Genomic DNA, 11,154 nt, shown 5'->3' with positions numbered 1-11,154 from the left:
AGGCGCAGCTGGCGCAAGGTGATGCCGCTGTCGGCCATGTGCGCGGTCGGGCGCGTGCCGTTCCACTGGATCAGCGTGGGCAGCGCGCCGTTGAAGAGCCGCTGCCCGTCGTCGCGCACGCTGACGTGCCATTGCAGCAAGCCTTGCGGTGTCTGGCGAGAGGCGCTCACGACCGGGCCGCGCTGGATCCCGATCGCCTTGAGCGCCGCCACCGCCGCGCCGATGTCGGGCACGCTGGCCACCCAGTGCACGAGCTGCGGCCCGTGCTGGGCCAGCCGCGCGTGCATCACGGCGTCGTCCAGGTCGAACCAGCGGCGCTGGTGGGCTGCGCGCGTGGGCGTGGCCTTGGGGTCGATGGCGATGATCTCCAGGTAGGCGGGCTGGGCCATGCCATCGGGGCCATCGAGCTTGAGCAGGCGGTTGTGCGTGCCGAACAAGGGGTGCGCGCCCCCCGGGCCGGGCGCGACGCCCAGCGTGGCTTCGCACCAGGCCACGCCCTCGTCGATCGTGCGCGCGGCGACCACCAGGTGGTCGATCTGCGCCCGCGGCTCAGCCATGGCCTCTCCTGGTCTTCACAGCGTCACCTCGCCATCGATGCAGGTGACGGAGGTGCCGCCGACCCAGATCGTGCCCTCGGCATCGCGGTGGATGTGCACGCGGCCGGCGCGGGCCATGGCCGTGCCTTGTGCGGCGACATAGTCCGGCGGCGCCAGGCCTGCGCCGATCAGCCACTGCGCCACGGCGGCGTTGAGGCTGCCGGTCACCGGGTCTTCGCTCAGCGCCTGGTGGCCGTGGAAGAAGGCGCGCACCTCGAAGGCGGTGTCCGATCCGGCAGGCTGCGCGGCCACCAGGCCGATTTCCATGCCCGCGAGCACCTGCGCATCGGGCCGCACCGCGAGCACCCGGTCGGCCGAGCGCAGCATCACACCGCGCCAGGGCGGGCCGTTTTCGCACCAGGCGTGCGCCACGATCTCGTCACGCGCCAGCCCCAGGCCGCGCGCGATCAGTGCCACGTCGGCCTCGTCGAGTGGGCCGCTGCGCCGCAGCGGCGGCGCGGCAAACGCCAGGCGCTCACCGTCGCGCCGGATGCGCACCAGGCCCACGCCGCACTCCTGCACCACGTGCGCTTCGCCCCGGGGCTGGCCCCCGGCCTGCAGCCAGGCGTGGCAGGTGCCCAGCGTGGGATGGCCGGCGAAGGGCAGTTCCCGCCCGGGACAGAAGATGCGCACGCGGTAGTCGGCGCCCGCTGCGTGGCCTTCGTCGGTGGGCGGCAGCACGAAGGTGCACTCCGAGAGGTTGGTCCAGTCGGTGAACTGCTGCATGGCCTCGGTGCTCAGGCCGGTGCCGTCGAGCACCACGCCCAGCGGGTTGCCCCGGTAGGGGGTCTCGGTGAACACGTCGACTTGTTGGAACGGGCGTTGGGCCATGGAAAGATGCTCCGGGTTCGTCAAGAAAGGGGCAGGTCGAGCACACCGCGGCTCGCGGGGTCGGCCAGCCAGCCCGCATACCAGCGTTCGAGGTGCGGCCAAGAGGGGCGGGGCTGCGGCAGGCCCCACCAGCGATGCACTTCGCAGGCGATGGGGATGTCGGCCATGGTGAGCGTGTCGCCCGCCATGAAGGGCTGGCGCGACAGGTGCTCGTCGAGCAGGGTGAACAGCGGCTCGGTGGCGGCGACCGATTGCGCAATCACCTGGTGGTTGCGCTGCGCGGCGGGCGTTCGGATCCATTGCTTGAAGCCGGGGCTGCCCGCAGGATTGAGCGTGGTCTGCTGCCAGTCCATCCAGCGTTCGGCGTCGAAACGCTGCCGAAGATCACCGGGATAGAGCTGGTTCTGCCGCGCGCAGAGGTAGCGCACGATGGCGTTCGATTCCCAGAGCGTGAAGTCCCCGTCCTGCAGCAGCGGCACCAGTCCGTTGGGATTGCGGGCGCGGTAGTCGGGCGTGTCGACGATGCCGTGGCTCAGGCCGGCGTCGGTGCGTGGCAGTTCGAGGCCCAGCACCTGCGCGCACAACACGACCTTGCGCACATTGATCGAACTCAGCCTGCCCCAAAGCTGCAGCATGGGCTCAGGCCTGGCGTTGTTCGCGGATGGCCTGGGCCAGGGCGGCCATGCCGATGCGGATCTGCTCCACGCTGGCGGTGACGAAGCTCAGGCGCAAGGTCCGCGGATCGGGCTCGTCGGCGTAGAAGGCGGCGCCGGGCACAAAGGCCACACCCTTGTCCACCGCGCGCGGCAGCAGGTCGATGGCGTTCATGCCTTCAGGCAGCCGGACCCAGAGGAACATGCCGCCGTCGGGCGAGTTCCACTGCACATCCAGGCCCTGCATTTCCTGCCCCAGGCTCTCCAGCATGGCCGCGCACTGGCTTTTGTAGAGGGCGCGGATGGTGGGCACGTGGCGGTCCAGAAAGCCGTCCTTGAGCACCTCGGCCACCATGCGCTGGTTGAACCCGGGGCTGTGCAGGTCGGCCGCCTGCTTGGCCTGCAGCAGCTTGGGAAAGACCGCCTTGGGCGCGACGATGAAGCCCAGCCGCAGGCCCGGGGCGAGCACCTTGGAGAACGAGCCCAGGTAGATGCAGCCGTCGGGGTTGCGCGCGCTCAGTGGCGGCGGCGGCGGGGTGTCGAACCAGAGATCGCCATAGGGGTTGTCTTCCACGATGGGCAGGCCGTGCGCGGCCGCGCTGGCCACCAGCGCGGCGCGGCGTGCCTCGCTCATGCTTTGGCCGGTGGGGTTCTGGAAGTTGGGCAACACATAGAGGAAGCGCGCGCGGTTGGCGCCGCTGCCCACGCGGCGTTCGAGGTCGCCCACGTCGACGCCTTCGGCGTCGCTGGCCACCGCCTCGATGATGGGTTCCATGGGCGTGAAGGCCTGCAGCGCGCCCAGGTAGGTGGGCGTTTCGACCAGCACGCGGCTGTCGGCGTCGATCAGCACCTTGGCCACCAGGTCCAGGCCCTGCTGGCTGCCGGTGGTGATGAGGACCTGTGCCGGGTCCACCGCCCAGGGCAGTTGCGCTGCCACGGCCTCGCACAGGGGGCCATAACCTTCGCTGGCCGAGTATTGCAAGGCGGCCAGGCCGTCTTCGCGCAGCACCTTGGCGCAGGCTTGCGCAAAGGCGCTCACCGGGAAGGTCTTGGGGGAGGGCAGGCCCCCCGCGAAACTGATGATGCCGGGCTTTTCCGTGACCTTGAGAATCTCCCGGATCACCGAGGGGTTCATCCGCGCGGCGCGTCGGGCCAGGGTCCAGGGCGTGGCGGTGGGGGACGGGGTGGGCAGGTCGTTGGGCTTCATGAAGGTCTCCGTTCAAACTCGTTCGGTGGGCGCGCTGGCGTGTACCGGCATTTTCTTGCCAATGAAGACGGTGGCGATCACCGCGATCGCAAAACCCAGCGTGACGGCGTCGAGCCGTTCGCCGAGCAGAGGCACCGCGAACAGCATGCCGAGAAAGGGCTGCACCAGCTGCACCTGGCTCACGCGCACGGTGCCACCCAGGGCCAGCCCGCGGTACCAGGCGAAGAAACCGATCCACATGGAAAACACGGCGGTGTAGCCAAAGCCCCACCAGGCCGACGCCTGCAGCGCGGCCTGCGGCCGGGTCAGGGTGGCCAGGGGCAGGGTGAGCGGCAGGGCGATCACCAGGGCCCAGCAGATGACGTGCTCGGCGCGCATGCGCTGAGACAGGCGCGCCCCGTACGCATAGCCCACGGCGGCGCACAACATGGCGGCGAGCAGCAGCGCGTCAGCCGGGTGCAGCGTAAGGCCCGCGCTGCCCGAGCGCAGCACCGCAAAACCCACCACCAGCGCGCTGCCCAGGGCGGCGCAGGCCCAGAAGCCGGCCGACGGCCTTTGGCGGTGCAGCAGCGCACCGACCGCCGCCGTGGCCAGGGGCAGCACACCCACGATCACGCTGGCGTGCACCGCTTCCACATAGCGCATGGCCACCGAGGTGAACAAGGGGAAACCAAACACGACGCCGGCCGCGGTGATGGCCAGTGGCAACAGGTCCTCGCGCCGCGGCAGGGGCGCGCGCGTGGCGGCCAAGAACGCGATCGAGAGCAGGGCCGCCACGACGGCACGGCCCAGCGCGACGAACACGCCAGACATCTGGGGCGCGTCGACCGTGCCCACCGCCAGCCGCGTCATGGGCAGGGTGAGCGCGAAAAGCACCACACCCAGCAGGCCGAGCATCAGCCCCTTGTTGGAGGGCCGGTCGATCCAGCGCGGCAGGTGCAGGCTCTGGGTGTTCATACCGTCAGCATCCAGAGGGCGGTGGCCACCAGCACGGCCGCCAGCACGCGGTTGAACCACACCAGCCGCGTGCCCTGAGCGAGCCATTGGCGCAGCAGCGAGCCGGCCACTGCGTAGGTGAAGTTGCTGGTGAAGGCGAAGAACACCATCACCCCACAGATCATGGCCAGCCGCTGGCCCGGGTTGGGCGCGGGCTGCCCCGCGGCATTGACCACCCAGCCGGCCGTGAGCGTGAGCGCCAGCATCCACGCTTTGATGTTGAGGAACTGCAAAGCCACGCCCTGCAGGAAGCTGACATTCAGGCGCGAGGCATCCACCTCCGACAGTTTCGAGGCGCCCGCCAGTTTCCAGGCCAGCCAGAGCATGTAGGCCACCCCCAGCAGCTTCACGCCCCAGCGCAGGGCCGGCACGCTCAGCACCAGCGCCCCCAGGCCGAGGCCGCAGGCCAGCATGAGCAGCGTCCAGCCCGTGGGCACCGCGAGGCAGAAACGCAGGGCGCGCCGCAGGCCCAGGTTGGCCGCGAGGGCCGTGGACAGGGTGGTGTTGGGCCCCGGCGAAAAACTCATCGCGGTGCAGAACAGCAGCAGGGCGGTCAACTCGGAGGCGCTCATGAAGATCGGAGGAATGGGCTTGTCAGTGCAGGCAGTTCAATGTACGCTTTTGGGCCAGTACACAACCAGTACAGTTGATCGGTTCAGTTGCGCGTCTGTATTGGTCGACGCGACAGTACAGGCGCTGGAAGGATGCTCCCGACATGCTGATGAAGACCCCCGCACAATCCCTGACCGAGCAACTTGCCGTGCGCTTTGCCGATCGCATCCGCAGCCGCCTGCTGGCGCCCGGTGCCCGCCTGCCCTCGGTGCGCCAGTGCGCGCAGCAGCATGGCGTGAGTCCTTCCACCGTGGTGGCCGCCTACGACCAGTTGCTCGCGCAAGGCTTGGTGCAGGCGCGCAAGAACCGCGGGTTCTTTGTGCGCGAAATGCCCACGCCCCGCGCCGAGGGGCCCGCGGGCGAAACCAAGGCTGCTGCCGCGCGCGCCGGCGCCAGCGCTTCACCGATCAATGCCACGGCCCTGATCCGTGGCATGTTTCACAAGGTGAGCAGCAAGCCGCATCCGGGCATGGGTGTGTTTCCGCCGGAATGGCTGGAGTCGACTTTCATGCCGGCGGCCGTTCGCAAGGTCACCAGCGCGCGCGCGTTGCAGGATTTCTCGCTCCAGTACGGCGAGCCGATGGGCGACAGCGGCCTGCGCCGTGTGTTGTCGCAAAAGCTGGCTTCGCTCAACGTGCACGCCGATGCGGATCACATCATCACGACCGTGGGGGCCACGCACGCTCTGGACATCGTGAGCCGCACGCTGTTGCGCGCGGGCGATCCGGTGATGGTGGAGGAGCCCGGTTGGGCGGTGGAGTTCGCGCGTCTGGCCGCGCTGGGCATGCGCATCCTGCCAGTGCCGCGCCGCGCAGACGGGCCAGATCTGGAGGTGATGGCCAAGTACTGCGAGTTGCACCAGCCCAAGCTGTACGTGAGCGTGAGCGTGTTCCACAACCCGACCGGCTACTGCCTCTCGCCGGGCAGCGCGCACCGGCTGCTGCAACTGGCCAATCGGCACAACTTCCACATCGTCGAGGACGACACCTACAGCCACATCGCTCCCGAACACGCCACTCGGCTGACGGCGCTCGACGGCCTGCAGCGCACCATCTACGTGAGCGGCTTTGCCAAGATCCTCGCCCCCAACTGGCGCATCGGTTACCTGGCCGCGCCACCGGCGCTGGTGGAGCCGCTGCTCGACACCAAGCTGCTCTCCACCCTGACCACCCCCTCGCTGCTGGAGCGGGCGCTGGCCCTGTGCATCGAACAGGGTCAGCTGCGCCGCCATGCCGAGCGCATCCGCACCCGGCTCGATGCCGCGCGGGCGCGCAGCGTGAAGCTGGCGCTGGGGGCGGGCTGCATCTTCGTGGCCGAGCCGGTGGGGCTGTTTGGCTGGGTCGATACCGGCGTGGACACCGACGCCCTGGCGCAGCGCATGTTGGACGAGGGCTACCTGATCGCGCCTGGTGCGCTGTTCCACGCCGCGCGCGCGCCCAGCACCCTCATGCGCATCAACTTCACGACCGCGCAGGACGCTGCGTTCTGGCGCGTGTTTTCGCGCCTGAAGGCTTCGGGCTGAGCCCGGCGTGGCCTGTCAGAGCCGGGTATCGAACAGGTCGCGGCCGCGGGCCTGAAGGATGTCCGCCAGCGCGCGGTCGATCTGGCGCGCCTCGGCCTGCATCAGCGGCAGGGCGCGAGCGAAGAGGTGCCAGTCGCCCGAGCGGGCGGCCAGTTCAAGGCCCTTGGCCAGGCGCGCACCGCGTTCGGCGGTCATGCTGCCCAGCGAACCCTTGAGCCCGTGCGCGTGCGCCACGGCGGCGGCCGAGTCGCGCGCCTGCAGCGCCTTGTGCAATTCGCTCTGGCGAGAAGCCAGATCGGCGCGCATGGCCTGGGCCAGTTGCCCCAGGGTCTCCTCGTCGCCATCCAGGCGTCGCAGCAGTTTCTCCACGTCCAGCGCCTCCAGGTGCGCGGCGGCAGCGCGCTCGCTTGAAAGGGCGGCGGGCATGGCCATCGAGGGCTGTGCCGGCGTCTGTGGCGGCGGTGGCTCGGGCGCGGCCGGCGCTTCTTCGGGCGCGTCCTGGCCATCGTCCAGCTTCAGCACCCGATCCATTTCCTTGATGAGCGCCTGCGGGCTGACCGGCTTGGCGGTGTAGCCGTCCATGCCGGCGGCCAGGCAGGCATCGCGGTCGCCCGGCATGGCATTGGCCGTCACCGCCACGATGGGGGTGCGCGGCAGCTTGCGACGGGCTTCGATGTCGCGGATCTCGTGCGTGGCCTGCAACCCGCTCATGCCGGGCATCTGCACGTCCATCAGCACCAGGTCGATGCCGCCCTGCTCCCACTGGGCGATGGCGTGCACCCCGCCGCGCGCCACGCGCACGATGCACCCCAGGCGCAGCAGCAGTTGCCGCATCATCAGTTCGTTGACCGGGTGGTCTTCGGCCAGCAGCACCACCAGGCCGACATAGCGGGCCCCGGCCTGCGCGACCTCCTGCAACTCGGCCGAGGCGCTGAGCGGGCTCTGGTCCAGCTCGCGCAAAGGCAGGGTCAGGGTGAAGGTGCTGCCCTCACCAGGGTCGCTCTGCAGCTCGATCTCACCGCCCATGAGCCGCGCGAGCTGGGCGCAGATCGCCAGGCCCAGGCCGCTGCCGCCATAGGGGCGTGCGGTGGACGCGTCGGCCTGCGTGAAGGCGTCGAAGACGGTCGCATGGTGTTCGCGCGCAATGCCCACGCCGCTGTCGCGCACCTGCAGCTGCAGCCGCTTCGGGGCTTGGCCGCAGGCCTCGATCGGCTGGATGCGCACCTCGATCCGGCCACCGCGGGGAGTGAACTTGAGCGCGTTGGACAGCAGATGGTTCAGCACCTGGCGCAGACGCACGGCGTCCCCCATCACCCATTGGGGCAGGGTCGGCGGCAGTTCGAAGCGGAAGTCCAGGGCCTGTTCGTCTGCCTGCTCGGCGTACGGCACGATGGCCTGTTCCAGGGCCTGATGCAGGTCGAAGCGCACGTTCTCGATGTCGAACTGTCCGGCTTCGATGCGCGAGAGATCAAGGAGGTTGTTGAGCAGGTCCAGCAGCTCGTGTGCCGAGTTGTCCATGAGCGCCAGCCAGCTGGACTGGTCCGCATTGAGCGGCGAGTCCATCAGCATGCGCGTGAGGCCCATGAAGGCATTGAGCGGCGTGCGCACCTCGTGGCTGATGTTGGCCAGAAACTCGCTCTTGGCCCGGCTCGCCTGCTCGGTCAGCTCGCGGGCGCGCTCGCCGTCCTGTTCGATCCGTTTGCGCTCGCCGATGTCGGCCAGGGTGCCCATGAGCCGCAGGGGCTGGCCCTTGCTGTCGTGCTCGGCCACCATGGCATGCGTTTCGACCCAGCGCCAGCCTTCGGAAGCCCGCACCCGGTGTTGCACCACGGCACGCTGGCTGCGGCCTTCGAGCAGGCCCATCACCTGCAGGCGCAGTGGTTCGATGTCGTCGGGGTGAAGGCGTGCGCGCAGGTCGACCGCCTCCCAGTAGCCGTCGGCAGCGATGTCGCCGAGCAATTCGCCCCACCGCGCCGTCAGGAACACCTGGGTGGCGGGCAGTTGCCAGTCCCAAAGCGCCAGGCCGGCGGCATCCACCGCAAGCTGCAGACGGTCGCGCGCTTCATCCAGGGCCTCTTCGGCCAGCAGTCGGCTGTTGGACTCGCAGTGCAGCGCGTTGCGCAGGCGGTCGAGTTCCCGGCTCTGGTGGTCGAGTTCGCCCTGCAGCTTTTGCGTGCGCTCGCGCTCCTGCTGGAGCTCGTCCAGCGTGCGTTGCAAGTCAAAGGCGAGACGATCGGGCGTCATGGGCGTGTGTGAGGTGGTGCGAAGGCCTAGGATTCCCGTACGGGGCCCTCAGCTGCCGCCAAGCGCTTCCCAGCGCTCCAGCGCCTGAAGCCATTCCCCCTCGACTTCGGCATGGCGGGCGCCAAGTTGAGCCGCGCGGGCGGGATCGCTGTGAAATAGTTGTCCATTCTCCAGGTCCTTGCCAATGGTGGCTTGCTCGGCCTCGAGGGCCGCGATCAGCTGGGGCAGCGCGTCGAACTCCCGCTGCTCCTTGTAGCTTAGCTTCTTCTTGGCGGGTGAGGGTGGGGCGGACGAACTGGCCGGTTTGGCTGCCGGGACGACCGGCGTTGGGGGCGTTGGCGCGGCGCGCTCGCGCTGCAGGGCGGCAGACCGCGCCGACTGGGTCAGCCAGTCCTGCACGTCCCCCACATACTCGCGCCAGCGTCCTTCACCCTCGCAGACCAGGGTGCTCGTGACAACGTTGTCCAGAAAACGCCGGTCGTGGCTCACCAGGAATACCGTGCCTTCGTACTGCTGCAGGAGATCCTCCAGCAGTTCCAGCGTGTCGATGTCCAGGTCATTGGTGGGCTCGTCCAGCACCAGGACGTTGGCTGGCCGCGCGAACAACCGCGCCAGCAGCAGCCGATTGCGCTCGCCGCCCGATAACGTGCGAACGGGGGCGTTGGCCCGGGCGGGCGAGAACAGAAAATCGCTCAAATAGCTCTTGACGTGGGTGCGCTTGTTGCCGATCTCGATCCATTCGCTGCCCGGGCTGATGAAATCCTCGAGCGTCGCGTCCAGATCGAGCTGATCGCGCATCTGGTCGAAATAGGCCACGCTGATCTTGCTGCCCTGACGCACCGTGCCGCTGGTCGGCAGCAGCTCCCCCAGGATGATCTTGAGCAAGGTGGTCTTGCCCGCGCCGTTGGGCCCAATGAGGCCGATCTTGTCGCCGCGCAGGATCGTGGCCGAGAAGTCGCGGATGACGGTGCGCTGCCCGCCGTCTGTGGTGGCGAACGTCTGCGTCACCTTTTCCAATTCCGCCACGATCTTTCCGCTCGCGTTGCCACTGGCCACCTCGAGCTTCACGCTGCCGACCGCGTCGCGCCGCTGTGCGCGTTGCTCGCGCAGGCGCTCCAGGCGGGTGATGCGCCCCTGTGCCCGTGTGCGCCGGGCTTCCACGCCCTTGCGAATCCACACCTCTTCCTGCGCCAGCAGCTTGTCCGCCCGGGCGTTGATCACCGCCTCCTGGGCCATCTGCTCTTCCTTCAGCAACTGGTACTGCCCGAAGTTGCCGGGATAACTCAGCAGCCGGCCGCGGTCGAGCTCGACCATGCGCGTGGCCACGCGGTCCAGGAAGGCCCGGTCGTGGCTGATGGTGACCACGCTGCCCTTGTATTCCAGGAGCAGATCCTCCAACCACGTGATGCTGTCGAGGTCCAGGTGATTGGTGGGTTCGTCCAGCAGCAGCACGTCGGGCCGGCTCACCAGCGCCTGAGCCAGGGCCACGCGTTTCTTGTTGCCGCCTGAAAGCTCGCCCACGCGCACCGCGCCATCCAGGTGGAGGCGCTGCAGCGTCTCCTCCACCCGCTGCTCCCAATTCCAGGCGTCCAACGCCTCGATTCGGCTCTGCAGCGCATCGAGGTCCAGGCCGTCCGCACCACTCAAGTAGAGATCCCTCGCCGCGCGCGCGTCCGCAAGCCCCACGCTGGCGGCCTCGAACACAGACGACTGCATATCCAGCACCGGTTCCTGCGGTACATAAGCGATGCGCAGTCCGGTCTGCACCTGCAGCGTGCCGTCGTCGGCCTTCTCCAGCGATGCAAGGATTTTCAACAGCGACGACTTGCCGGTGCCATTGCGTCCGATGAGACCGACCCGCTCCTGCGCTTCCAGCGCGAAGTCGGTGTGGTCAAGCAGAGCCACGTGGCCAAAGGCCAGCTGCGCGTCCTGCAGAGTGATAAGTGCCATGAAAAGTCCGGGTCAGAAGGAGCTTCGATTATCCCCGTGCGCGCAGGCGAGAGGCTTCCGTTCTGGCTGCGCAACGGCGCGCCCCTATATATGCAGTGCGTTGACCTGGGAGCCTTCGCCGCTCAAGCGGCCCTGCACAAACTTTTTTGCAGGACTTTGACGAACGCCCAAAATCTGTCGTATACTGCAAGGCTTCGCTGCTCACCAACAAGTTCTTCGGAATGTGGTGAGCAGGCAGGAGAAGGCCCGGTCAAGGCGGTGCAAAAAGCGAGATAAAAAAATTCAAGCTTTTTGACACGGCGCCAAAAACTGTGTCATAATACGAGGCTCAGCTGATCGCAGCTAAGCAAGCAGACGAAGGAGGCAGTAGCTACCGGGTGCTGCGAGATCATTAAAAACATACAGCCGATAAGCGTGGGCGTTTGAAGGCGATTGCGAAAACGGACTCGAAAGAGTTCAAGTCGCAAGACTTTAAACGCTCATGAGAATAGAAGTGAAGTTCACTTCAATTCCGTTTTTATGAGTAATTTCAAGATCGAACTA

9 protein-coding genes are annotated in these 11,154 nt (G+C 67.9%); 1 reads left to right on the top strand and 8 read right to left on the bottom strand.

Annotated elements, in window-relative coordinates; genetic code table 11:
- The 6 genes from KIT86_RS22280 to KIT86_RS22255 form a co-directional block, all read right to left on the bottom strand.
- Positions 1-557: VOC family protein (locus KIT86_RS22280; RefSeq protein ID WP_297402476.1), on the bottom strand; the 557-nt coding region annotated here is incomplete at its 3' end.
- A gap of 15 nt (positions 558-572) precedes the next feature.
- Positions 573-1,427: a PhzF family phenazine biosynthesis protein gene (locus tag KIT86_RS22275; RefSeq protein WP_297402474.1), complete on the bottom strand. Its 855-nt coding sequence runs from the start codon at positions 1,425-1,427 to the stop codon at positions 573-575.
- Between the two features lie 20 nt (positions 1,428-1,447).
- On the bottom strand, positions 1,448-2,062 hold the full coding sequence (locus tag KIT86_RS22270) for a glutathione S-transferase family protein (RefSeq protein ID WP_297402473.1): 615 nt from the start codon (positions 2,060-2,062) through the stop codon (positions 1,448-1,450).
- Positions 2,063-2,066: 4 nt separating this feature from the next.
- Complete coding sequence (locus KIT86_RS22265) at positions 2,067-3,287, bottom strand: PLP-dependent aminotransferase family protein (protein WP_297402471.1); 1,221 nt, start codon at positions 3,285-3,287, stop codon at positions 2,067-2,069.
- 12 nt (positions 3,288-3,299) lie between these two features.
- Positions 3,300-4,244, bottom strand: coding sequence for a DMT family transporter (locus KIT86_RS22260; protein ID WP_297402469.1), 945 nt, complete (start codon positions 4,242-4,244; stop codon positions 3,300-3,302).
- Positions 4,241-4,855: a LysE family translocator gene (locus KIT86_RS22255; RefSeq protein WP_297402467.1), complete on the bottom strand. Its 615-nt coding sequence runs from the start codon at positions 4,853-4,855 to the stop codon at positions 4,241-4,243. The genes KIT86_RS22260 and KIT86_RS22255 overlap by 4 nt, the downstream gene beginning before the upstream one ends.
- Before the next feature lie 143 nt (positions 4,856-4,998).
- On the opposite strand from KIT86_RS22255, the gene KIT86_RS22250 reads away from it, so the two are divergent.
- Positions 4,999-6,417 carry a PLP-dependent aminotransferase family protein gene (locus KIT86_RS22250; RefSeq protein ID WP_297402465.1) on the top strand — a complete coding sequence of 473 codons (1,419 nt, stop codon included), beginning with the start codon at positions 4,999-5,001 and terminating at the stop codon, positions 6,415-6,417.
- A 15-nt stretch (positions 6,418-6,432) separates the two neighbouring features.
- Here the strand turns inward: KIT86_RS22250 and KIT86_RS22245 are convergent, their stop codons facing one another.
- Positions 6,433-8,661 carry an ATP-binding protein gene (locus tag KIT86_RS22245; protein ID WP_297402463.1) on the bottom strand — a complete coding sequence of 743 codons (2,229 nt, stop codon included), beginning with the start codon at positions 8,659-8,661 and terminating at the stop codon, positions 6,433-6,435.
- Positions 8,662-8,709: 48 nt separating this feature from the next.
- A complete protein-coding gene (gene abc-f, locus KIT86_RS22240) occupies positions 8,710-10,611 on the bottom strand; it encodes a ribosomal protection-like ABC-F family protein (protein ID WP_297402461.1) in 1,902 nt (633 codons plus the stop codon).
- Positions 10,612-11,154 lie beyond the last annotated feature (543 nt).

The organism is Hydrogenophaga sp. (genome assembly GCF_026125825.1).
Classification (GTDB): Bacteria; Pseudomonadota; Gammaproteobacteria; order Burkholderiales; family Burkholderiaceae_C; genus Hydrogenophaga.
Note: the sequence above shows the minus strand (reverse complement) of the source record. Positions and strands in the feature narration are given on the sequence as shown.

What these genes read in the sequence shown, in the direction of transcription:
- KIT86_RS22265 (WP_297402471.1), bottom strand. Translation starts at nt 3,287, where the DNA reads ATGAAGCCCAACGACCTGCCCACCCCGTCCCCCACCGCCACGCCCTGG.
- KIT86_RS22255 (WP_297402467.1), bottom strand. Translation starts at nt 4,855, where the DNA reads ATGAGCGCCTCCGAGTTGACCGCCCTGCTGCTGTTCTGCACCGCGATG.
- KIT86_RS22260 (WP_297402469.1), bottom strand. Translation starts at nt 4,244, where the DNA reads ATGAACACCCAGAGCCTGCACCTGCCGCGCTGGATCGACCGGCCCTCC.
- KIT86_RS22245 (WP_297402463.1), bottom strand. Translation starts at nt 8,661, where the DNA reads ATGACGCCCGATCGTCTCGCCTTTGACTTGCAACGCACGCTGGACGAG.
- abc-f (WP_297402461.1), bottom strand. Translation starts at nt 10,611, where the DNA reads ATGGCACTTATCACTCTGCAGGACGCGCAGCTGGCCTTTGGCCACGTG.
- KIT86_RS22250 (WP_297402465.1), top strand. Translation starts at nt 4,999, where the DNA reads ATGCTGATGAAGACCCCCGCACAATCCCTGACCGAGCAACTTGCCGTG.
- KIT86_RS22275 (WP_297402474.1), bottom strand. Translation starts at nt 1,427, where the DNA reads ATGGCCCAACGCCCGTTCCAACAAGTCGACGTGTTCACCGAGACCCCC.
- KIT86_RS22270 (WP_297402473.1), bottom strand. Translation starts at nt 2,062, where the DNA reads ATGCTGCAGCTTTGGGGCAGGCTGAGTTCGATCAATGTGCGCAAGGTC.